Source organism: Streptomyces beijiangensis (assembly GCF_017315755.1).
GTDB lineage: Bacteria > Actinomycetota > Actinomycetes > Streptomycetales > Streptomycetaceae > Streptomyces > Streptomyces beijiangensis.
This window is the reverse complement of record NZ_JAFLRJ010000153.1, coordinates 1-22,878: the sequence shown is the minus strand read 5'-3', so window position 1 is coordinate 22,878 and position 22,878 is coordinate 1. Positions and strand designations below refer to the sequence as shown.

Genomic DNA, 22,878 nt, shown 5'->3' with positions numbered 1-22,878 from the left:
GGCCGGTTCCGCGGGTGCTGTTGCTGGTGCGGGTGTCGGTGGGGGTACGGGCGCGGGCGCGGGCCTGGCCAGTGCGGTGATGCGGTCCGCGATACGGCGCTTGGTGCGGCGCGGCAGCGTACGCAGAGAGAGTGCGCCGGCGACGGCGGCCAGCGAGAGGGCGTACATCACGACCACCCACGTCTTGGGCGGCCGGCCCGCGTACAGGCCGTGCATCAGCCCCGTGCACCAGGCCGGATAAGCGAGCATGTGCAGCGCGCGCCAGCGGCCCGCGACCCCGCCCGGGGCGGCGAAGGCGCTGCGCAGGGCGCCCGTCGCTCCTGCTGTGATCATGAGATACGCGGCGAGCGAGCCGAGGCCGATCAGGCCTGCCGTGCCTCTGAATCCGAGGCCGAAGGGGACGAGGGCGCCGATCAGCCCCGTGTGACTGAGCGCGATCTTGACCGTGATGTGCAGCAGGAGGAAGACGATCGAGGCCACCGAGACGGTCCGGTGGACGGCCTGGGCGACCAGCCGTTGCCGTGAGGAGAGCAGCAGCCGGTCGGTGGCGATCAGGCCCCAGGCGACGGCGGCGGTGAGGGAGACCAGGGTGAGCACGCCGGTGGTGAAGTCCAGCGCGGCACGGACCCCGTCACTCCCTGCCACGGCGAGCAGGGGGACGAGGAGGAGTAACGCGACGGGGAGGATGCGGCGAGGGGTGTGGGCGTTCATCGGGGGCGACTCCAGAGGTTCCGAATGTTTCGGCAATGCAGTCCCGTTGCCGCACGCTAGCTCGCTGTGTACCGGGCAGTACGGCGTTTGGGCGCTTGCCCCATAAGGGCCCGGTACGCGGAGTAACCTCGCCCCGCGATACGTCTGTGCGGGCTCCGTGGGGCCTGCGGTACCCTGACGCCATGCGTGCCGTACGCCTTCTGCTTAGCGAGCCGCACTGACGAAGAACCAAGTCGGTGCGGCGTCCCCTCCTGTGTGAGGGGTTTTTTCATTTCCTGAAGCAGGCGCTGCCTGAAGCAGGCGCTGGCAGAGACGATCGATGGAGCTTTGAGGATCATGAGCGAGAATTCCGCTGCCGCCGAGGCGGCCGCCGCACACCGCTACACGGCTGCCATGGCCGCCGACATCGAGGCACGCTGGCAGGACTTCTGGGACGCCGAGGGCACGTACGAGGCGCCGAACCCGGGCGACGGCGAGCTGGGCGGCGACGCTGTGCAGGCCGCGAAGCCCAAGAAGTTCATCATGGACATGTTCCCGTACCCCTCCGGTTCGGGTCTGCACGTCGGACACCCGCTGGGCTACATCGCCACCGATGTCTACGCCCGCCACCAGCGCATGACCGGCCACAACGTGCTGCACACGCTGGGCTTCGACGCCTTCGGCCTGCCGGCCGAGCAGTACGCGGTGCAGACGGGCACGCACCCGCGGACCTCCACCGAGGCCAACATGGAGAACATGAAGGTCCAGCTGCGCCGGCTGGGTCTGGGCCACGACAAGCGCCGTTCCTTCGCGACGATCGACCCCGAGTACTACAAGTGGACCCAGTGGATCTTCGTCCAGATCTTCAACTCCTGGTACGACACCGAGGCGCAGACCGCGCGGCCGATCGCGGAGCTGGTGGCGCAGTTCGAGAGCGGGGAGCGCGCGGTCTCCGGCGGGCGCTCCTGGAGTGCACTGAGCGCCACTGAGCGCGCCGATCTGCTGAGCGAGTACCGGCTGGCGTACGCCTCGGACGCGCCGGTCAACTGGTGCCCGGGCCTGGGCACCGTACTGGCGAACGAGGAAGTGACCGCGGACGGCCGCTCCGAGCGCGGCAACTTCCCCGTCTTCAAGGCGAAGCTGCGCCAGTGGAACATGCGCATCACCGCCTACGCCGACCGCCTGCTGAACGACCTGGACGGCCTGGACTGGCCCGAGGCGATCAAGCTGCAGCAGCGGAACTGGATCGGCCGCTCCGAGGGCGCCCGTGTCGACTTCGCCGTCGGCTCGGGCTCGGGCGTCGGCGCTGACAAGATCACCGTCTTCACCACCCGCCAGGACACCCTGTTCGGCGCCACCTACATGGTGCTGGCGCCCGAGCACGAGCTGGTCGACACCATCGTCCCTGCCGCTTGGCCGGAGTCCACGCACGACGTGTGGACCGGCGGGCACGCCACCCCGGCCGAGGCCGTCGCCAAGTACCGCGCCTTCGCTGCGTCCAAGTCCGACGTCGAGCGGCAGGCCGACGCCAAGGAGAAGACCGGCGTCTTCACCGGCGCGTACGCGACCAACCCGGTCAGCGGCGAGCAGGTCCCGGTCTTCATCGCCGACTATGTACTGATGGGTTACGGCACCGGCGCGATCATGGCCGTACCGGCGCACGACACCCGCGACTTCGCCTTCGCGCGCGCCTTCGAGCTGCCGATGCGCTGCGTCGTCCAGCCTTCGGACGACCGCGGTACGGACGCTTCCGTCTGGGACGACGCCTTCGTCTCGTACGACGCCGAGCTGGTCAACTCCGCCAACGCGGAGATCTCGCTGGACGGCCTGGGAGTCGTCGACGCCAAGGCGAAGATCACCGAGTGGCTGGCCGCGCGCTCCATCGGCGAGGGCACGGTCAACTTCCGGCTGCGCGACTGGCTGTTCAGCCGGCAGCGCTACTGGGGTGAGCCCTTCCCGATCGTCTACGGCGAGGACGGCATCGCCCACGCGCTGCCCGAGTCGATGCTGCCGCTGGAGCTGCCCGAGGTCGAGGACTACTCGCCGCGCACCTTCGACGCCGACGACGCGGACACCGTCCCGGAGCCGCCGCTGTCGCGGAACGAGGACTGGGTGAACGTCACCCTGGACCTGGGCGACGGAGCTGGTCTGCGAAGTTACCGCCGCGAGACCAACACCATGCCCAACTGGGCCGGTTCCTGCTGGTACGAGCTGCGCTATCTGGACCCGCGCAACAGCGAGAAGCTGGTCGACCCGGCGATCGAGCAGTACTGGATGGGCCCGCGCGAGGGGCAGCCGCACGGCGGTGTCGACCTGTACGTCGGCGGTGCCGAGCACGCCGTACTGCACCTGCTGTACGCGCGTTTCTGGTCCAAGGTGCTGCACGACCTGGGCCACATCTCGTCCGTGGAGCCCTTCCACAAGCTGTACAACCAGGGCATGATCCAGGCCTTCGTCTACCGCGACAGCCGTCAGATCGCGGTGCCGGCCACTGAGGTCGAGGAGCGCGACGGCGCGTTCTACTACCAGGGCGAGAAGGTCAGCCGCGTCCTGGGCAAGATGGGCAAGTCCCTGAAGAACGCGGTCACCCCGGACGAGATCTGCGGTGAGTACGGCGCCGACACGCTGCGTCTGTACGAGATGGCGATGGGTCCGCTGGATGTGTCGCGGCCGTGGGACACGCGTGCTGTCGTCGGTCAGTACCGACTGCTGCAGCGGCTGTGGCGCAACGTCGTCGACGAGACGACGGGCGAGGTCACGGTCGTCGACGGCGAGGCCGACGAGGCGACCCTGCGCGCGCTGCACAAGGCGATCGACGGGGCCGGGCAGGACATGGCCGGGCTGCGCTTCAACACCGCGATCGCCAAGGTCACCGAGCTGAACAACCACCTGACCAAGGCGGGCGGCGCGCTGCCCCGTACGGTCGCCGAGCAGCTGGTGCTGCTGATCGCACCGCTGGCTCCGCACATCGCGGAGGAGCTGTGGCGCAAGCTGGGCCACACCGAATCCGTGGTGCACCAGGACTTCCCGGTGGCCGATCCGGCGTACGTCGTGGACGAGACCGTGACCTGTGTCGTGCAGGTCAAGGGCAAGGTCAGGGCGCGCCTGGAGATCTCGCCGTCGATCACGGACGAGGAGCTGGAGAAGCTGGCGCTGGCCGATGCCGGTGTCGTGGCCGCGCTGGGCGGTGCGGAGATCCGCAAGGTCATCGTGCGGGCGCCGAAGCTGGTCAACATCGTCACTGCGTAACCGCTGCGGCGGGACGTGAGGGCTTTCCCCTACGGGCAGGTTGGGGGTTCCGATGGAACCCTCGGCCTGCCTGTTCCGTTTACCGTGGAGTGACCCGAAACCACTAGCTGAGGGGCGCCCATGGAAGCCGTCGTCGCGATCTTGGTGCTGCTCTTCGTCGCCTTTGTGGCTCTGGGGGTGTTCGTGACCGTCAAGGTGGTCACCGCCGCCAAGCGCGGCGTGGAGCGCACCGTCACCCAGGCCCGCCGCACCGTCGAGGACACCGCGCTGCGCGCGAAGAGTTACGGACAGCCGGGGGTCTCCGGCGAGATCTCGCAGCTCAGGCTCTCGCTGCGGACGTCGATGCGGGCGACCCAGGACGCGCTCCAGGCGGCCGTGGCCGAGGACACCACCCTGCAGGAGTCGCTCGGCCTCTTCGGGCGGCTCAGCGCGCACGGCCATGAGCTGGACGAGGAGCTCAGGCGGCTGGAGCGCGAGCCGGACAAGGTGCGGCTCGGCGAGCGGCTCCCCGGACTCCGGGAGCGTACGGAAAGGATCACGCACTCAGCGGAGTCGCTGCGGTGGGCGACCCGGGACCGGGCGCGGAGGTTCGCCGACGACGACCTGGAGATGCTGACCGCACAGATCGACGTGGAGGCGGGGGCGCTGCGGCACTGGGCCGCGGTGGAGCCGGAGGGCGAGGCAGCGGCCAAACCGTGGCCTCCGGCGCAGGACGGGCGGGGCGCCCCGGCACAGACCTGGCCCGACGAGCAGAGCGGCGCTCCGGACGCTCCGCAGCCCCAGTCGATCACCGGACGTGACCGGAACCAGCCGCGTACGACCTATCCGTGGCAGAAGTCGGCGCGCCCGGAGGGCACCGTCTGAGCCGTTCGGAATCAGCTCGGAATCAGTTCAGAAGCGGTTCGGAACCGGTTCGGGAACGCTTCCCATCCACTACCGGAGTGGATCACTGTGACGGCCCGCACTGCCGCGGGGCGCCCCCTGCGGGTAACCTCCCGCTCATGTCCCGCCATGTCGCGATCGTCACCGATTCAACGGCCTACCTGCCGCCGCAGACGATGATGCAGCGCGGTATCACCGCGGTGCCGCTGACTGTGGTCCTTGGGGACCAGGCCCTGGAGGAGGGCACGGAGATCTCGGCGCGTTCGCTCGCACAGGCCCTGCAGAAGCGGCGTTCCGTGACGACGTCACGGCCGAGCCCCGAGGTGTTCGCCGCCGCCTACCGTGCGGCTGCCGCGGCCGGAGCGGAGTCGATCGTCTCCCTGCACCTCTCGTCGGAGCTCTCCGGCACCTACGACGCCGCCGTGCTGGCGGCGAAGGACGCACCGGTGCCGGTGCGGGTGGTGGACACCCGCATGGTCGCGATGGCGCTGGGATTCTGCGCGCTCGCCGCCGCCGACGTCGCCGAGACGGGCGGCTCGCTGGACGAGGCGGTGGCCGCGGCGGAGAAGCGCGCGGGCGGCACCTTCGCGTACTTCTATGTCGACACCCTGGACTATCTGCGCCGCGGCGGCCGGATCGGAGCGGCGCAGGCGCTGCTCGGCTCGGCGCTCGCGGTGAAGCCGCTCCTGGAGCTGAACGGCGGCTGCATCGAGATGCTCGAAAAGGTACGTACGGCTTCCAAGGCCATCGCCAGGCTGGAGGAGATCGTCGCGGACCGGGCGGGGACGGCGCCGGTGGACATCGCGGTCCACCATCTCGCGGCCCCGGAGCGGGCTGCGGCCCTCTCCGAGCGGTTGCGGGAGCGGGTGCCAGGGCTGGTCGATCTGCATGTCAGCGAAGTGGGCGCGGTCATCGGTGCGCACACGGGGCCCGGACTGCTCGGGGCTGTGGTCTCGTACCGCTGAGCTCACTCGTGAGGGTGGCCGAGTTGTCCACAACTGCCGGGTTGTCCACCGTAATCGACCATGATCAGCGGGCTTTTCCCGCGATGCCTACGGTCTTCTGCCATGGCACTTCGATCACGCTCAGCAACCAGCGGCCCGGGCCGCGCCCCGGGTTCCGACAGCCGCGTCCGTCGCGTGGGGACCCGGCGCAGGAGCCGGCTGTACGCATCCCAACTGGCCGTACAGGGACGGGCGGAAGCACTCTTCCCGCGCGCGGACCTACGCTCTCCGCTGCCCTTCGCCCCGGCCCCGCCACCGCCGGTCCCGCCACCTTCCGTTCCGGCGCCGGCCGCCCCGCCGCCGTCCGGACCGGGCCCCGGGCGGACGGCGGACGGTGCTCCGGCGCCCGAGGGCCGTGCGCGGGCCGCGCTGCGGGAGAGGCTGCCGCTGTGGGTGCAGGCGCGATGCGCCTTCGCGCCGAAGACCCTTGCCGCGCTCGGCGTCGTACTGGTCCTGGCCGTGGGTCTCGCCGTTCAGCACTTCTGGTCCGGGCGGCCCCAGGCCGTACGCGCCCCTGAAGTGGTGGAAGGTCGCCCGGCCGCCGTCGAACCGCAACCGCAACCACAGTCGCAGCCGCAGCCTTCGCCCGGACCGGTGCCGAAGGAACCGCAGGGCGATCAGATCGTCGTCGACGTGAGCGGCAAGGTGCGGCGCCCGGGGATCCACCGGCTGCCGGCCGGGTCACGGGTCGCCGACGCGCTGCGAGCGGCGGGCGGGATCAAGGGCGCCACCGACGCGTCCGGGCTCAACCGGGCACGCCTGCTCATGGACGGCGAACAAGTGGTGGTGGGCGGTCCGCTGCCGCCGGGCACCGCCGCGCCGGGTGGAGCCGGTGGCGGCGCACCCGGGGCGCCCACCGGCCCCGTCAGCCTCAACACCGCCACGGTCGAGCAACTCGACACACTGCCCGGCGTCGGGCCCGTACTGGCCCAGCACATCGTCGACTACCGCTCCCAGCACGGCGGCTTCCGCTCCGTCGGCGAACTCCGTGAGGTGGACGGAATCGGCGACCGCCGGTTCAGCGACCTCCAGCCCCTCGTACGGCCATGACCCGCCCGGCCGTTCACACCGCGTCCGTCCATCGCCTCGGCGCATCAGACCCGCACCAGGAGGGCCCCGCCGACTACCGCCTCGTACCGCCCGCCCTCGCGGCCTGGGCCGCCGCCGCGCTGACGGTGGTGGCACCGGGGTGGTGGGCAGCGGCCGTGGTGGCGGTCGCGGCCTGTGCCGCGGGGGCGGCACTCCTGCTCCGGCACGTGCCGGGCCGTGCCACCGCCATCGCGGCGGCCCTGCTCTGTGCGGCGGCGGGCGCGGCCTCCGCCGGGCTGCACGGGGCCGATGTGCACCGGGGTCCCATCCCCGGACTGGCCGGTCAGTACGCCCAGGTCGACGCCGAGTTGACCGTGACGTCCGACCCCCGCCCGATCCGGCCCAGGGTGCGAGGCGACCATACGACGGACGCCTCTGTCGTCCTCGGCGCCGACGTGACACGCGTACGGACGCCGGGCGGTGAGACCTCCGTCGTCCGCACCCCCGTCCTGGTCATCGCCCATGCCGCCGGCTGGCAGGGACTGCTGCCCTCCACCCGGCTGCGTCTGACCGCCCGCCTCGCACCCCCGCTCCGCGACGGTGACCGCATCGCCGCCGTGCTCCGCGTCCCCGGCGACGAACCACCACGGATCACCGGAGCCCCAACCGCCCTCCAGCGCACGGCCGGAGACCTCCGGGCCGGGCTGCGCACCGCGAGCAGGGGCCTGGCTCCCGACGCACGGGCCCTGCTGCCCGGACTGGTCGTCGGGGACACGTCCCGTATCCCGCCCGACCTCGAGGACGCCTTCAGGACCACCGACCTCACCCACCTGCTCGCCGTGTCCGGCTCCAACCTCACCCTGGTCCTCGCCCTGCTGATCGGCCCGCCCGGCAGAGCCCTGCGGGCCGAACGCGGCGGCCTCGCCCCGCGCCTGGGCATCCCGCTGCGCACCACGGCGCTGCTCGGCGGGGCGCTGACACTCGCCTTCGTGATCATCTGCCGTCCCGATCCCAGCGTGCTGCGGGCCGCGGCCTGCGGTCTGGTCACGCTGCTCGCGATCGGCACGGGCCGGCGCCGGTCACTGATCCCCGCGCTGGCCGCCGCCGTGCTGCTCCTGGTGCTGTACGACCCCTGGCTGGCGCGGAGTTACGGCTTCCTCCTCTCCGTACTGGCCACCGGCGCCCTCCTCACCATCGCACCGCACTGGAGCAGCGCCCTGCAGCGCCGCCGGGTCCCGCCCAGGCTCGCCGAGGTGCTGGCCGCGGCCGCCGCGGCCCAGGCGGTCTGCGCCCCCGTCATCGTCGTGCTGGCCTCCCGGGTCGGCCTGGTCGCAGTCCCCTGCAACCTCCTCGCCGAACTCGCGGTGGGCCCGGCGACCGTGCTCGGCTTCGCCGCCCTGGCGACGGCCCCGGTGGCGATGCCGGTCGCCGAACTGCTGGCCCGGTGCGCGGGATGGCCTGCGGGCTGGATCGCCGCCCTGGCCCGCACCGGGGCCTCGCTCCCCGGCGCCGAGATGCGGTGGCCCGGAGGCTGGAGCGGCGCGCTGCTGCTCGCCGCGGTCACCGTCGCGATGCTGACGGTCGTACGCCGGCTGCGCCACCACCCCTGGCTCGGCGCGGCCTGCGCGCTGCTGCTGGTGCTCGCGATCCTGCGGCCCGCCCCGCTCACCCGGATCGTCACCGGCTGGCCGCCGCCCGGCTGGACGTACGTGATGTGCGACGTCGGGCAGGGCGACGCCACGGTCCTGGCCGGGGGCGAAGGCACCGCGGTCGTCATCGACACCGGTCCCGAACCGCGTCTGGTCGACCGCTGCCTCCGGGACCTCGGCGTCACCCGCATCCCGCTTCTGCTGCTCACCCACTTCCACGCCGACCATGTGGCGGGTCTGCCCGGTGTCCTGCGCGGCCGGGACGTCGGTCTGATCGAGACGACCACCCTGCAGGACCCGCAGGATCAGAGCGCGTTCGTCCGCAGAACGGCGGCAGCGGCCCATGTGCCCGTCGTGCCCGTCGGCCCGGGGGAGCGGCGCCGTATCGGCACGCTCGACTGGCAGGTGCTGTGGCCACCGGCCGCACCGGCCCCCGTACCCGAAGATCCGAACGACGCCAGCGTCGTCCTCTTCGTCCGCACATCGGGAACCACCCTGCTGCTTCTCGGCGACCTCGAACCCCCTGCCCAGGAGGGCCTGTTACGCACCTGTCCCGCCATCCCGCCGGTGGACGTGATGAAAGTCGCCCACCACGGCTCGGCCCACCAGGACCCCGCCCTGCTGCGCGCCGTGCACCCGCGGCTGGCGCTGATCTCCGCGGGCGAGGACAACCCGTACGGGCATCCGGCGCCACGTACCCTCGACGCACTCCGGGCGGCGGGCGCGGTGACACTGCGCACGGACCGGGACGGGGCGATCGCCGTGACCGGCCGGGGGCCGTCCCTGACCGCGATACCCGCAGGCCGCTGACCGCCCAGGGCCCGTGGCGCGCAAGGCCGCCTCCGGGCGAGACTTGCCCCATGGACACCCCGCAGGCTCCGAGCCCCCAGCTGATCGACGCCTATCTGGACCGCATCGACGCGGTCAGGCACCCGCAGGCCGACGCCGAATTCCTGCGCGTGCTGCACCGCAAACACCTGTGGGCCGTCCCCTTCGAGAACCTCTCCATCCATCTCGGCGAGGACATCGTGCTCGCCGACGAGCCGCTGCTCGACAAGATCGTGGGCGCCCGCCGCGGCGGCTTCTGCTACGAACTCAACGGTGCCTTCGCCGTGTTGCTGCGGGCGCTCGGCTTCCGGGTCTCCCTGCTCCAGGCCCGGGTGTACGGGTCCGACGGCGGTCTCGGCATCCCGTTCGACCATCTCGCGCTGAAGGTGGACGCGGAGGACTCGGGTCCCTGGCTCGTCGACGTCGGCTTCGGCGACCACAGTCACTACCCGCTGGCTCTCGGAACCGACCGTGAACAGGAGGACCCGGGCGGCCGGTTCACGGTCGATGACGCCCCCTACGGTGATCTCGACATCCACCGGGACGGAAAGCCTCAGTACCGGGTCGACCTGCACCCGCGCGAGCTGGCGGAGTTCGAGGTGGGGGCGTGGTTCAACCGCACCTCGCCCGCCTCCCACTTCACCCGGTCCCTGGTCTGCTCCCGGCTCACCGAGGACGGCCGGATCACCCTCAGCGGCGACAAGCTGGTCACCACCGTGCGCGGTGAGCGCCACGAGGAGCCGCTGGGGTCCGACGCCGAGGTTCTCGCCGCCTACCGCGACCACTTCGCACTCGTACTGGACCGCGTCCCTACTGTGCGGAAGATTACTGTCCAGTACGACTAGGGCGGAAGCGCCTGTGTTTGCCCCGATCGCCCCAACAGTGATCGAATAGATCTTCGGTTGTGAGGGTTGTGCGATGCCGGGGGTGCGTGAAGGTGTTCAGTCGTTTGCTGGGCAGGCGTTCGAGCGGAGTGACACGTGGCGGCGGTCTCTTCGGGGGCCTGCAGATACCGCCCACGGCAGGGGTGCTCAGCTGTCGTGTGCTCGACCCCGTCAACGAGCCCGTCCAGCAGGCAGAGTTCGTCCTCACCGACAGCGTCGGCCGCAAGGTCGTCGGCGGTGAGACCGACCCCTTCGGCAGCGTGGTCGCGACCATCCCGGCCGGCGAGTACCGACTGGCCGTCACCGCCGAGGGATTCACCCCGTACCACGCGAACGTGACCATCACCGAGGGCGGCCACTCGGGCCTCGGCGACGTCACCCTCCAGATCACCGCACCGCCCCTGCTCCCCGAGCCGGGCGACTGGGAGATCGAGCCGATGCACTCCCAGATCGGCTTCACCGCACGGCACATCGGGCTCGCCCGCATCCACGGCAGGTTCAACACCTTCGCCGGTGCCATCCGTATCGCGGACCGGATGGAGGACTCCGCGATGCACGTGATCATCGACGCCGCGTCCATCGACACCAACGTCCAGATGCGCGACGACCACCTGCGCTCCGGCGACTTCCTCGATGTGGTGCGCTATCCCACGCTGGAGTTCTACAGCGACCGCTTCATCCACCGCGGCGGCACCCGCTGGGGCGTGACCGGAGCACTCACCCTGCACGGTGTGAGCCGCACCGTCACCCTGGAGACCCACTACCTGGGCATCGGCAACGGCATGGAGGGCGAGACCCGCGCCGCCTGCCGCGCCACCACCGAACTGCACCGCGAGGACTTCACCGTCAACTGGCAGACCATGCTGGCCCGCGGCATCGCGGTGGTCGGCAACAGCATCACCATCGACCTGGACATCCAGGTCGTGAAGAAGTCCGCCTAGCGGCTCCCGCTACGGGACCTCCAGCCACCCCTCGTACTCCGAGGCGAAGCCGTCGAGCGCCGCGGGGTCCAGCCGGCCGTCCGGGTCCTCGACCACGAGAAGCCACTGCGCGTCCTCGGCGTCGTCCTCGCCGGCCAGCGCGTCGCGCACCAGCTGAGGCTCCTCGCCGACCCCGAAGCGGTCGGCGAGCTCCCCTGCGGCCTCCTCGGCCGCATCCCTGTCCGGCAACACCAGCACATGTCGTTGTACGTCGCTCACCTGCCCATTCTCCTTCACGTGCGGGGCTGTCAGTGCCCCGTGGGATGCTGGACCGCGATGGCCACCAGACAGCATTCGACCGACGACCCTCTCGCCCTCCTGACCCTCGCCGTGGGACAGGAGGACCTGCTGCTCGACCGCGCCGTGCAGCAGGTGGTGGCGGCTGCCCGCGCCGCCGACCCCGACACGGACGTACGGGACCTCACGCCCGACCAGCTCCAGCCCGGCACGCTCGCCGAGCTGACCAGCCCCTCGCTCTTCGCCGAGCGCAAGGTTGTCGTCGTCCGCAACGCCCAGGACCTCTCCGCGGACACGATCAAGGACGTCAAGAGCTATCTGGACGCCCCGGCCGAGGAGATCACGCTGGTCCTCCTCCACGCAGGCGGAGCGAAAGGCAAGGGCCTCCTCGACGCCGCCCGTAAGGCAGGGGCCCGTGAGGTCGCCTGCCCCAAGACGACCAAACCGGCCGAGCGGCTCACCTTCGTACGCTCCGAATTCCGTACCCTGGGCCGCTCCGCCACGCCCGAGGCCTGCCAGGCCCTGGTCGACTCGATCGGCAGCGATCTGCGCGAGCTCGCCAGCGCCGCCTCCCAGCTCTGCTCGGACGTCGAGGGCACGATCGACGAGGCGATCGTCGGCCGGTACTACACGGGCCGCGCCGAGGCCTCCAGCTTCACCGTCGCGGACCGCGCGGTCGAAGGCCGCGCGGCCGACGCCCTGGAAGCGCTGCGATGGTCCCTGTCCACCGGTGTCGCGCCCGTGCTGATCACCAGCGCGCTGGCCCAGGGCGTACGGGCCATCGGCAAGCTCTCGTCGGCGCGCGGCGGCCGGCCCGCCGACCTCGCCCGCGAGCTGGGCATGCCGCCGTGGAAGATCGACCGGGTCAGGCAGCAGATGCGGGGCTGGACCCCGGACGGCGTCGCGGACGCGCTTACGGCGGTCGCCGAGGCGGATGCGGGGGTCAAGGGGGGCGGCGACGATCCGGAGTACGCGCTGGAGAAGGCGGTCGTGGCTGTGGCCCGGGCCGCCCGTAGGCCGCGCTAGCCGCTGCGAGGGCCCCGCCTCGGGGCTCCGCCCCCGGACCCCCGGTCCTCAATCGCCGGACGGGCTAAAACGACAGAAGCCCCGCTTTCCGCCCTGGGGTAGGGCGGCAACGAGGCTCAGTCGTACAAACTTGGTGCGCCGCACCCGCGTGGCGAACGCAGGCCGTGTGCGGCGCGGGGTTGATCAGTCCGGAGCGGTAGAGGGGCCGCTGGGTCCGGGCCGACCAGGTGGGACTGGATCAGGCAGAGAGACCGGCAACGCGCTTGGCGATGGCAGACTTCTTGTTGGCAGCGGCGTTCTTGTGCACGACACCCTTGCTGACAGCCTTGTCGAGCGCCTTGGACGCCTCACGAGCGGCCACAGTGGCCTTCTCGACGTCGCCCGCAGCGGCGCTCTCACGGGCCTTGCGGATTGCGGTCTTGAGCGAGGACTTGACGGCCTTGTTGCGCAGGCGCGCCTTCTCGTTCGTCTTGTTCCGCTTGATCTGGGACTTGATGTTCGCCACGAAAGAGCCTTTTCAGGTTCGAAGATTTTCGATGAGCGCCGCGTGGTGTCCGCTCGGAGTACAAGAGGGCACGAAGCGCAGCTAGCCACGTTACCAGCCGTCCCCCTATCAGCCCAAACCAGGTACTCGTCGCCAATCGTGGGACCATGGAAGCTACGTATCGCTTGCCCACCATCGCCCGAGACGAGACCCTGCGTGCCCGCGACTCCTACCAACGTGCCCGAGCCGAGCCGTACTGACCCGGCGCTGATCCGCAATTTCTGCATCATCGCGCACATCGACCACGGCAAGTCCACGCTCGCCGACCGGATGCTCCAGCTGACCGGGGTGGTCGACTCGCGGCAGATGCGCGCCCAGTACCTCGACCGTATGGACATCGAGCGCGAGCGCGGCATCACGATCAAGTCCCAGGCCGTACGGCTGCCCTGGGCGCCCAACACGGGCGCCGACCAGGACAAGACCCACATCCTGAACATGATCGACACCCCTGGTCACGTGGACTTCACGTACGAGGTCTCCCGGTCGCTCGCCGCCTGTGAGGGCACGGTCCTGCTCGTCGACGCCGCCCAGGGCATCGAGGCGCAGACCCTCGCCAACCTCTACCTGGCGATGGAGAACGACCTCACCATCGTCCCGGTGCTCAACAAGATCGACCTGCCGGCCGCCCAGCCCGAGAAGTTCTCCGAGGAGCTGGCCAACCTCATCGGCTGCCAGCCGGAGGACGTCCTCAAGGTCTCGGCCAAGACCGGCATCGGTGTGGACGCGCTGCTCGACCGCGTCGTCAGGGACGTCCCCGCCCCGATCGGCAAAGAGGACGCGCCCGCCCGCGCGATGATCTTCGACTCGGTCTACGACTCGTACCGCGGTGTCGTGACGTACGTCAGGGTCGTCGACGGTCAGCTCAACAAGCGCGAGCGCATCCGCATGATGTCCACGGGTGCCACCCACGAGCTCCTTGAGATCGGCGTCTCGTCCCCCGAGATGACCCCCTCGGACGGCATCGGCGTCGGCGAGGTGGGCTACATCATCACCGGCGTCAAGGACGTACGTCAGTCCAAGGTCGGTGACACCATCACCTCTCTGCACAAGGGCGCCACCGAGGCCCTGGGCGGCTACAAGGACCCGAAGCCGATGGTCTTCTCGGGTCTGTATCCGCTCGACGGCTCGGAGTATCCCGACCTGCGCGAGGCCCTCGACAAGCTCCAGCTCAACGACGCGGCCCTGGTCTACGAGCCCGAGACGTCCGCCGCGCTGGGCTTCGGCTTCCGCGTCGGCTTCCTCGGCCTGCTGCACCTGGACGTGATCCGTGAGCGCCTGGACCGAGAGTTCGGGCTGGAACTGATCGCGACCGCCCCCAACGTGGTCTACCGCGTGGTCATGGAGGACGGGGTCGAGCACACGGTCACCAACCCGAGCGAGTTCCCCGAGGGCAAGATCTCGGACGTGTACGAGCCGGTCGTACGGGCCACGATCCTCGCCCCCAGCGAGTTCATCGGCGCGATCATGGAGCTCTGCCAGACCCGCCGCGGCACGCTCCTCGGCATGGACTACCTCTCCGAGGACCGGGTCGAGATCCGTTACACCCTCCCGTTGGCCGAGATCGTCTTCGACTTCTTCGACCAGCTGAAGTCCAAGACCCGCGGTTACGCCTCGCTGGACTATGAGCCCACCGGCGAGCAGGCCGCCGAGCTCGTCAAGGTCGACATCCTGCTCCATGGCGACCGCGTCGACGCCTTCTCCGCCGTCACGCACAAGGACGCGGCGTACGCGTACGGGGTGCGGCTCGTCGCCAAGCTGCGTGAGCTCATCCCGCGCCAGGCCTTCGAGATCCCCATCCAGGCCGCCATCGGCTCCCGGGTCATCTCCCGCGAGACCATCCGCGCCATCCGCAAGGACGTCCTCGCCAAGTGCTACGGCGGTGACATCTCCCGTAAGCGGAAGCTGCTGGAGAAGCAGAAGGAGGGCAAGAAGCGCATGAAGATGGTCGGCAGTGTGGAGGTCCCCCAGGACGCCTTCATCGCGGTCCTCTCCAGCGACGAGTCCTCGGGCAAGAAGAAGTAGAACCGGACTCCGGGCACGTCGGACGGGCTCCTGCGCTGCGGCGCGGGGGCCCGTTCGTTATGAACCCCCCTCTTACGTGGCGGACCCCGGCGCTCTACTCTGATCACTAGTTACTCGCCAGTTAAATACCAGCCAGTCGCGCAGATCTGCCGCGGGCCCGGAGGACGACGTCGTGAGCGACACACAGACATTGATCGAAAACCGGCCGCCCTCCGTGGCGACCCTCTTCACCCGACGCGTGGCCGATACACCGGATGCGGAGGCCTACCGCTACCCGGTGCCTGCCGCAGCGGGTGCGGGCGCCGACGAGTGGAAGTCGCTGAGCTGGGGGCAGGCCGCCAAGCGCGTGTACGCCATTGCCGCGGGGCTCGTCGATCTCGGACTGCAGAGCGAGGACCGGGTCGCGCTCGCATCGAGCACCCGGGTCGAGTGGATCCTCGCCGACCTCGGCGTGATGTGCGCCGGTGCGGCGACCACGACGATCTACCCCTCGACGAACGCCGAGGAGTCGGCGTTCATCCTCTCCGACTCCGGGAGCCGGGTCCTGATCGCCGAGGACGCCGCGCAGCTCGCCAAGGCGCGGGAGCGGCGGGCCGATCTTCCCGAGCTCGCCCATGTCGTCGTCATCGACCCCGAGGGTGTCGAGGCGGACGAGAGCGGCTGGGTGCTCACGCTCGCGGAGCTCGAGGCCCGCGGAGCGGCGTACCTGGAGAAGAACCCCGAGGTGGTCCAGGAGCGGATCGGGGCCATCAAGAAGGACCAGCTCGCAACGCTGATCTACACCTCGGGGACCACCGGCAAGCCCAAGGGCGTACGGCTGCCGCACGACAACTGGTCGTACATGGCGAAGGCCATCGCCTCGACCGGGCTCGTCGGCAAGGACGACGTCCAGTACCTGTGGCTGCCGCTGGCGCACGTCTTCGGGAAGGTGCTGACCTCGGGCCAGATCGAGGTCGGCCATGTCACCGCCGTGGACGGGCGCGTGGACAAGATCATCACGAATCTTCCGGTGGTGCAGCCGACGTACATGGCGGCCGTGCCGAGGATCTTCGAGAAGGTCTACAACGGGGTCGCGGCCAAGGCGCGGGCCGGCGGCGGCGCCAAGTACAAGATCTTCCAGTGGGCCGCCGAGGTGGCGCGCGAGTACGCGAAGGTCACCCAGGACAACTTCCGCCGTACCGGCAACGCGAGCGCCCCCTTCGGGCTCGCCGCCAAGCACAAGGTCGCCGACGCGCTCGTCTACTCCAAGATCCGCGAGGCGTTCGGCGGACAGCTGCGCGCCTGTGTCTCGGGGTCGGCCGCGCTCGCACCCGACATCGGGTACTTCTTCGCCGGTGCCGGGATCCACATCCTTGAGGGGTACGGACTCACCGAGTCCAGCGCGGCCAGCTTCGTCAACCCCGGCGAGGCCTACCGCACCGGCACGGTCGGCAAGCCGCTGCCCGGCACCGAGGTGCGGATCGCCGACGACGGCGAGATCCTGCTGCGCGGCCCCGGCATCATGCAGGGCTACCACGGGCTGCCGGAGAAGACCGCCGAGGTCCTGGAGAGCGACGGGTGGTTCCACACCGGTGACATCGGCGAGCTGTCCCCGGACGGGTACCTGAAGATCACCGACCGCAAGAAGGACCTGATCAAGACGTCGGGCGGCAAGTACATCGCGCCGGCCGAGGTCGAGGGTCAGTTCAAGGCGGTGTGCCCGTTCGTCTCGAACATCCTGGTGCACGGCGCCGACCGCAACTTCTGCACCGCGCTCATCTCGCTCGACGAGCCGACGATCCTGGGCTGGGCCGAGGAGAACGGGCTCGGCGGGAAGCCGTACGCCGATGTGGTGGCGTCACCGGAGGCGCTCGCGCTGATCGAGGGCTATGTGAAGCGGCTGAACGAGGGGCTGCAGCGGTGGCAGACCATCAAGAAGTTCCGGCTGCTGCCGCGTGATCTGGATATTGAGCACGGGGAGCTGACGCCGAGTCTGAAGTTGAAGCGGCCGGTTGTCGAGCGGGAGTACAAGTACTTGATCGAGGACATGTACGCCGGGTCGCGCGAGGCGTAGTGCGTGCGCGAAGGGGCGGGGCGGGGGCTTTTCCCCACCCCGCCCCTTCCCGTAACCAGGGCTCCGCCCCGGACCCCGTAAAGATGGCCTCAAACGCCGGCCGGGCTTGTTTTGGCCGGGAACGTTGGCCTCAAACGCCGGCCGGGCTTGATTTGGCTCGGGAACGTTGGCCTCAAACGCCGGCCGGGCTTGATTTGGCCGGGATCATTGGCGGCCCCGGCGCATTTCTGCCAGCAGCTCTTCCATCCTGGTGAGCTGCTGGCGCATTTCCAGGTTGTCCCGCTGGTCCCCGTGCGCCACCTCGTCCTCGACCGCCGCGAGGCGCTCCGCGAACTCGCCCAGCTGCTTCTGCTCCTGGGCCAGCATCCGCTCCAGCTGGCGGTTCTTGCGGTGCAGATCGATGAAGACGTTCACCTTGGCGCGCAGTACCCAGGGGTCGAAAGGTTTCGTCAGAAAGTCGGCGGCTCCGGTGGCGTACCCCCGGAACGCATAGCCGCCGTCCCCCTCGGACCCCGTCAGGAAAATGATCGGGGTGTCCTTGGTCTGGTCGAGACGCTTGATGTTGGACGCCGTCTCGAAGCCGTCCATGCCGGGCATCCGGACGTCGAGGAGGACCACGGCGAAGCTCTGGCGAAGCAGAGCCTTCATCGCCTCCTCGCCCGAACGTGCCCTGACCAGGGGTTCGTTGAGAGAGCCGAGGACCGCTTCGAGCGCGATGAGGTTGTCTTCCATGTCATCGACGAGGAGGATGCTCGCGCGGTCGTGTGCGGTCGATGCCTCTGTGGTGGTCATGCTCTTGTCTGCCTCACTGGGTCGGCGGAGGGACTGCGGGCTCCTCGGCGCCGCTCGTCTGTCCTGGGACGACTGGATCGGCCGACGTGGTTTCGTCCGGATCGTTGCTTTCGCCCTCAGGGTCAAGGAGTGCGCAGACGACGGACAGCAGACGGTCCACATCAACAGGCTTCGGTACGTACTCGTTGGCGCCCTGGGCGATGGATTTCTCCCGGTCCCCCGGCATCGCCTTCGCGGTGAGTGCGATGATCGGCAGATCGGTCCAGAGCGGGCTGCGGCGGATGGCTTCGATCGTTTCGTACCCATCCATTTCAGGCATCATGATATCCATCAGGATGAGTTCGATGTCAGGGTTGCGCTCCAGGGTTTCGATGCCTTCCCGGCCGTTCTCCGCGTAGAGGACCGGCATGCCCACCCGGCCCAGTACGTGGGTCAGGGCGAAGACATTGCGGATGTCGTCGTCGACGATCAGGACGCGACGCCCCGGAAGCACGGTTCCCGCCCGGCCCGAACGCCACTCCTCCAGTTTTGTGGTGGTCGGCCAGCCGTCGTCCTGGTCGGGGAGCAGGACGTGGTCGGAGGAGAGCCTTTCGGGTGCGGTGAGCGGGAGTTCATGGGTGTTGTCCGTGTCGCTGGCCACTACATGGCCCGGATAGACCATCGGTACGTACAGGGTGAAGACCGAGCCCTGGCCGGGCTGGCTCTCGGCGATGATGCGGCCGCCCAGGAGGCCGGCGATCTCACGGCTGATGGACAGACCCAGGCCTGTGCCACCGTACTTGCGGTTCGTCGTGCCGTCGGCCTGCTGGAAGGCCTCGAAAATGACGGGGAGTTTCTCCGGCGCGATGCCGATGCCGGTGTCCCGCACCGAGAAGGCGATCAGGTCGTCGGTGCCCTTGAGGAGCTTGTCGTCGGGGTCCCTGACCCGGCCCACGCGCAGCTCGACCCGGCCCGCCGAAGTGAACTTGATGGCGTTGGAGAGGAGGTTGCGCAGGATCTGCTGGAGGCGCTGCTCGTCGGAGTACACCTCGCGCGGCACGTCCTCGCCCACCGCCACCTCGAACGCGAGACCGCGGTCGAGGGTGATGGGGCGGAACGTGGCGTGGACGTAGTCGAGGAGCTTGATGAGGGGGAGTTTCTTGGGGCGTACGTCCATCCGGCCGGCCTCGATCTTGGAGAGGTCGAGGATGTCGTTGATCAGTTGGAGGAGGTCGGAGCCAGAGCGGTGGATCGTGGTCGCGAACTGGACTTCCTGGTCGTTGAGATGGCTGTCCGGGTTGTCGGAGAGCAGCCGGGCCAGGATGAGCAGCGAGTTGAGCGGGGTGCGCAGCTCGTGCGACATGTTCGCCAGGAACTCGGACTTGTACTGCGACGACGTGGCGAGCAGGGCCGCCTTCTCCTCCAGTTCGGCGTTGGAGCGCTGCAACTCCGCCTGCTGGCGCTGGAGTTCGTCCGAGCGCTCCTGCAGCTGGATGGCGAGGCGCTGGGACTCGCCGAGGAGCGACTCCGTACGGGAGTTGGCGATGATCGTGTTGATCGCGACGCCGATGGTGTTCACGAACTGGTCGAAGAAGGCCAGGTGCACGTCGGAGAAGCGGGAGAAGGAGGCCAGCTCGATGACGCCGAGCAGCTTGTCCTCGAAGAGGATCGGGATGATGACGACACTGGCCGGGGCGGCTTCGCCGAGACCAGAGTTGATCTTGATGTAGTCCGGCGGCGCCTCCTCGACGAGGATGCGCTTCTTCTCCAGCGCCGCCTGGCGGACCAGTCCGTGGCCGGGCATTCCGTGCGTGTCGACGGTGGCGCCCTGGGCGGATCCGTAACCGGCGATGAAGGCAAGGCCCTTGATGGAGCTGGTGGTACGGGAGAGGGACCCGTCCGCGTCGGGGTCGGCGAGGAAGAAGGCGCCGAACTGGGCGTTCACCAGGGGGGTCAGCTCGCGCAGGATCAGGTCGGCGACCTCCATCAGGTCGCGGTGGCCCTGCATCAGGCCGGCCAGGCGGGCCAGGTTCGACTCCAGCCAGTCCTTGGCGCGGGTGGTCTCGCGGAGATTGGAGACCATCAGGTTGATGTTGTCCTTGAGCTCGGAGACCTCGCCCCGGGTCTCGACCGTGATGGCGCGGGTCATATCGCCCTGGGCCACGGCGGAGGCGACCTCGGCGATCGCGCGGACCTGGGTGGTGAGGTTGAGGGCGAGCTCGTTGACGTTGGTGGTGAGGCGCTTCCAGGTGCCGTACACGCCCTCGACACGTGCCTGGCCGCCGAGCTGGCCCTCGGACCCGACCTCGCGGGCCACGCGGGTGACCTCGGAGGCGAAGGAGGAGAGCGTGTCCACCATGGTGTTGATCGTGGTCTTGAGTTCCAGGATCTCGCCGCGGGCGTCCACGTCGATCTTCTTGGAGAGGTCGCCCTGGGCCACTGCCGTGGCCACCTGGGCGATGTTGCGGACCTGCGAGGTGAGGTTGTCCGCCATGTAGTTGACGTTGTCGGTGAGGTCCTTCCAGACCCCGGAGACTCCGAGCACCTGGGCCCGGCCGCCGAGACGGCCGTCGGTGCCGACCTCGCGGGCCACGCGGGTCACCTCGTCCGCGAAGGCGCGCAGCTGCTGGACCATCGTGTTGATGGTGTCCTTCAGCTCCAGGATCTCGCCGCGGGCGTCGACCTCGATCTTCTTCGAGAGGTCGCCGTTGGCCACCGCGGTGGTGACCTGGGCGATGTTGCGCACCTGGGAGGTGAGGTTGGAGGCCATGAAGTTGACGTTGTCGGTGAGCTCCTTCCAGACCCCGGACACGCCGCGTACCTGGGCCTGACCGCCGAGGTTTCCTTCGGTGCCGACCTCGCGGGCGACGCGGGTGACCTCGTCGGCGAAGGCGGAGAGCTGGTCGACCATCGTATTGATCGTCGACTTCAGCTGGAGGATCTCGCCCTTCGCCTCGACGGTGATCTTCTTGCCGAGGTCGCCCTGGGCGACCGCGGTCGACACGAGGGCGATGTTGCGGACCTGTGAGGTGAGGTTGTCCGCCATGAAGTTGACGTTCTCGGTGAGGTCCTTCCAGACCCCGGACACTCCACGCACCTGGGCGCGGCCACCCAGGTTTCCTTCGGTGCCGACCTCGCGGGCCACGCGGGTGACCTCGTCCGCGAAGGCGAGGAGCTGGTCGACCATCGTGTTGATCGTCGACTTCAGCTCCAGGATCTCGCCCTGGGCATCGACGGTGATCTTCTGGGAGAGGTCGCCGTTGGCCACCGCGGTGGTGACCTGGGCGATGTTCCGCACCTGGGAGGTGAGGTTGGAGGCCATGAAGTTGACGTTGTCGGTGAGGTCCTTCCAGACCCCCGATACGCCGCGTACCTGGGCGCGGCCGCCCAGCTGGCCTTCCGTACCCACCTCGCGGGCCACACGCGTGACCTCGTCGGCGAAGGCGGAGAGCTGGTCGACCATCGTATTGACGGTGAGCTTCAGCTCCAGGAGCTCGCCGGTCGCCTCGACCGTGACCGTACGGGTCAGGTCGCCCCGCGCCACCGCGGTGGTCACCGCGGCGATGTCGCGCACCTGGGCGGTGAGGCGGGACGCCATCGTGTTGACGGCCTCCGTCACATCACGCCAACTGCCCGACAGGCCCTGGACTTTGGCGCGTCCGCCGAGCCGTCCTTCCGTACCCACCTCGCGGGCCACCCGGGTGACCTCGCCCGTGAAGAGGGACAGCTGGTCGACCATCTTGTTGACGGCCCGGCCGAGCCGGCGCAGATCGCCCCTCAGCTGACGGTTGCCGTCGTGCAGGTCGACCCGCTGGGTCAGATCGCCGCCTGCCACCGCGTCCAGCACGCGGGTCGCGTTGGCCGCCGGCACCACCAGGGCGTCGAGCAGCGTGTTCGCACTGGAGACGCCGGCGGTCCACGCGCCCTGCCCGGGGCTGGCCGAAAGCCGTTCGTCGAGGCGGCCGTGCCGGACGACTTCGCGCCGTACGCGCGTGAGCTCGTCCGTGAAGTGCTGGTTCCGTACGGCGATGTGATTGAAGGCCGCCGCCAGCTCGGCAGGCATCCCCTCGTGGGTCTCCGGGAGTCTCACCCGGAAGTCCCCGTCACGCAGCGCCGTCATGGCGGCCAGCAGAGGTCGGAGTTCCGAGGCGCGGACCCAGCCGGCCCCCGGGGAGGGCATAGCACGTTCTTCGTTCATGTTGGCCCACTTCGGTGACTCGGTGCTTATGGGCAGGCTCAGTCTGTCACTCTGTCGGTGTCGCAAGCGGCGCATTGCTAGAACTGGTCAGGGAGCCGCACGTGGGGTCCATTCCAACGCAGCGGGATATCACTATCCCCCCAACTCGCCAGGCAGGAACGCGTGTTGACAGACCGTCTGTCGCGCGGACCAGCCTGCCGGGCAACCCGATGGCCCCGGCCGCCGCACGACGCTTCGTACGTGCCGCGCTCGCCGACTGGACCGCGCTCGGACTGCCGACCGCCACTGGTTTCACCGACCGTGTCGCGGACGACGCCGCACTCGTGGTCAGCGAGTTGGTGACCAACGCCGTGGTGCACGCGGGAACGACCGTGGAGCTGCTCTGCAGGCTGGAGGAGGCGCCGCCCGACGACTCCCCGGACAATCCCGTCCTGGTGCTGGAGGTTTCCGACCACCATCCCTCCAGGGCCGTACGCAACGAACCGCATCCAGCGCAGTCGGAGCGGGGCATTCCGGAGTACGGGCGTGGACTGCGCCTCGTCGGGGCGCTGGCCGAATGCTGGGGGATCACGTACCGCACGGGGCTGAAAACCGTCTGGGCCAGACTCCCTGTCGAGGACGGCGAGCCGCATCCGGTACCCGGCTACGACCAGATGCTCCAGCGCGGGCTGCGGGCCGCCGAAATCCTGGCTCCCGCCGCCCGGCGCGGCAACCGCGACGATCAGGACTGGATAAACCGGGGCGCGCTCTCCTTCCTCGCCGAGGCCTCCGACCTCTTGGCCGGGCAGTTCGACGAGGACATGATCGCCGCGCTGGCCGGCCAGCTCCTGGT

16 protein-coding genes are annotated in these 22,878 nt (G+C 69.5%); 11 read left to right on the top strand and 5 right to left on the bottom strand.

The window, feature by feature from the left end:
- Positions 1 to 711, bottom strand: a 711-nt coding sequence (locus J0695_RS17110) for a ferric reductase-like transmembrane domain-containing protein (protein ID WP_505383609.1), incomplete at its 3' end; no start/stop codon positions are given.
- Positions 712 to 1,047: 336 nt separating this feature from the next.
- On the opposite strand from J0695_RS17110, the gene leuS reads away from it, so the two are divergent.
- The 7 genes from leuS to J0695_RS17075 all read left to right on the top strand — a co-directional run bounded on the left by leuS (position 1,048) and on the right by J0695_RS17075 (position 11,156).
- A complete protein-coding gene (gene leuS / locus J0695_RS17105; protein ID WP_206962927.1) occupies positions 1,048 to 3,939 on the top strand; it encodes a leucine--tRNA ligase in 2,892 nt (963 codons plus the stop codon).
- Between the two features lie 120 nt (positions 3,940 to 4,059).
- Entirely contained in the window at positions 4,060 to 4,803 is a 744-nt protein-coding gene (locus J0695_RS17100) for a hypothetical protein (RefSeq protein WP_206962926.1), read from the top strand.
- A 137-nt stretch (positions 4,804 to 4,940) separates the two neighbouring features.
- Positions 4,941 to 5,786 (top strand): DegV family protein, encoded by an 846-nt coding sequence (locus J0695_RS17095; RefSeq protein WP_206962925.1) that lies wholly within the window; start codon positions 4,941 to 4,943, stop codon positions 5,784 to 5,786.
- 432 nt (positions 5,787 to 6,218) lie between these two features.
- Positions 6,219 to 6,875, top strand: a complete 657-nt coding sequence (locus J0695_RS17090) for a ComEA family DNA-binding protein (RefSeq protein WP_307798663.1) — start codon at positions 6,219 to 6,221, stop codon at positions 6,873 to 6,875.
- Positions 6,872 to 9,313 carry a ComEC/Rec2 family competence protein gene (locus tag J0695_RS17085; protein ID WP_206962923.1) on the top strand — a complete coding sequence of 814 codons (2,442 nt, stop codon included), beginning with the start codon at positions 6,872 to 6,874 and terminating at the stop codon, positions 9,311 to 9,313. Before J0695_RS17090 ends, J0695_RS17085 begins: the two co-directional genes overlap by 4 nt.
- Positions 9,314 to 9,363: 50 nt before the next feature.
- The gene (locus J0695_RS17080) at positions 9,364 to 10,176 is read left to right on the top strand and encodes an arylamine N-acetyltransferase family protein (RefSeq protein ID WP_206962922.1); all 813 of its coding nucleotides are present in this window, start codon (positions 9,364 to 9,366) and stop codon (positions 10,174 to 10,176) included.
- A 92-nt stretch (positions 10,177 to 10,268) separates the two neighbouring features.
- A complete protein-coding gene (locus J0695_RS17075; RefSeq protein WP_206962921.1) occupies positions 10,269 to 11,156 on the top strand; it encodes a YceI family protein in 888 nt (295 codons plus the stop codon).
- Positions 11,157 to 11,165: 9 nt separating this feature from the next.
- Here J0695_RS17075 and J0695_RS17070 read toward each other — a convergent pair whose 3' ends face one another.
- Positions 11,166 to 11,414, bottom strand: coding sequence for a hypothetical protein (locus J0695_RS17070; RefSeq protein WP_206962920.1), 249 nt, complete (start codon positions 11,412 to 11,414; stop codon positions 11,166 to 11,168).
- A 57-nt stretch (positions 11,415 to 11,471) separates the two neighbouring features.
- Here J0695_RS17070 and holA point away from each other — a divergent pair, with 57 nt between their 5' ends.
- Positions 11,472 to 12,458 (top strand): DNA polymerase III subunit delta, encoded by a 987-nt coding sequence (gene holA, locus J0695_RS17065; RefSeq protein ID WP_206962919.1) that lies wholly within the window; start codon positions 11,472 to 11,474, stop codon positions 12,456 to 12,458.
- Between the two features lie 238 nt (positions 12,459 to 12,696).
- Here holA and rpsT read toward each other — a convergent pair whose 3' ends face one another.
- Entirely contained in the window at positions 12,697 to 12,963 is a 267-nt protein-coding gene (gene rpsT / locus J0695_RS17060) for a 30S ribosomal protein S20 (protein ID WP_206962918.1), read from the bottom strand.
- A gap of 195 nt (positions 12,964 to 13,158) precedes the next feature.
- Here rpsT and lepA point away from each other — a divergent pair, with 195 nt between their 5' ends.
- Together lepA and J0695_RS17050 are read left to right on the top strand one after the other, a co-directional pair.
- Positions 13,159 to 15,024 carry a translation elongation factor 4 gene (gene lepA / locus J0695_RS17055; RefSeq protein ID WP_206962917.1) on the top strand — a complete coding sequence of 622 codons (1,866 nt, stop codon included), beginning with the start codon at positions 13,159 to 13,161 and terminating at the stop codon, positions 15,022 to 15,024.
- A gap of 172 nt (positions 15,025 to 15,196) precedes the next feature.
- Positions 15,197 to 17,077 (top strand): AMP-dependent synthetase/ligase, encoded by a 1,881-nt coding sequence (locus J0695_RS17050; protein WP_206962916.1) that lies wholly within the window; start codon positions 15,197 to 15,199, stop codon positions 17,075 to 17,077.
- A 204-nt stretch (positions 17,078 to 17,281) separates the two neighbouring features.
- Here the strand turns inward: J0695_RS17050 and J0695_RS17045 are convergent, their stop codons facing one another.
- On the bottom strand, positions 17,282 to 17,869 hold the full coding sequence (locus J0695_RS17045) for a response regulator (RefSeq protein ID WP_206962915.1): 588 nt from the start codon (positions 17,867 to 17,869) through the stop codon (positions 17,282 to 17,284).
- Between the two features lie 13 nt (positions 17,870 to 17,882).
- Positions 17,883 to 21,968: a HAMP domain-containing hybrid sensor histidine kinase/response regulator gene (locus J0695_RS17040; protein WP_242552778.1), complete on the bottom strand. Its 4,086-nt coding sequence runs from the start codon at positions 21,966 to 21,968 to the stop codon at positions 17,883 to 17,885.
- A gap of 287 nt (positions 21,969 to 22,255) precedes the next feature.
- Between J0695_RS17040 and J0695_RS17035 the strand changes: the two genes are divergently transcribed.
- Positions 22,256 to 22,878: ATP-binding protein (locus J0695_RS17035; RefSeq protein ID WP_206962914.1), on the top strand; the 623-nt coding region annotated here is incomplete at its 3' end.

Coding starts and splice junctions, on each gene's coding strand:
- J0695_RS17080 (WP_206962922.1), top strand. CDS start 9,364: ATGGACACCCCGCAGGCTCCGAGCCCCCAGCTGATCGACGCCTATCTG.
- J0695_RS17040 (WP_242552778.1), bottom strand. CDS start 21,968: ATGACGGCGCTGCGTGACGGGGACTTCCGGGTGAGACTCCCGGAGACC.
- J0695_RS17100 (WP_206962926.1), top strand. CDS start 4,060: ATGGAAGCCGTCGTCGCGATCTTGGTGCTGCTCTTCGTCGCCTTTGTG.
- leuS (WP_206962927.1), top strand. CDS start 1,048: ATGAGCGAGAATTCCGCTGCCGCCGAGGCGGCCGCCGCACACCGCTAC.
- J0695_RS17085 (WP_206962923.1), top strand. CDS start 6,872: ATGACCCGCCCGGCCGTTCACACCGCGTCCGTCCATCGCCTCGGCGCA.
- J0695_RS17045 (WP_206962915.1), bottom strand. CDS start 17,869: ATGACCACCACAGAGGCATCGACCGCACACGACCGCGCGAGCATCCTC.
- holA (WP_206962919.1), top strand. CDS start 11,472: ATGGCCACCAGACAGCATTCGACCGACGACCCTCTCGCCCTCCTGACC.
- J0695_RS17095 (WP_206962925.1), top strand. CDS start 4,941: ATGTCCCGCCATGTCGCGATCGTCACCGATTCAACGGCCTACCTGCCG.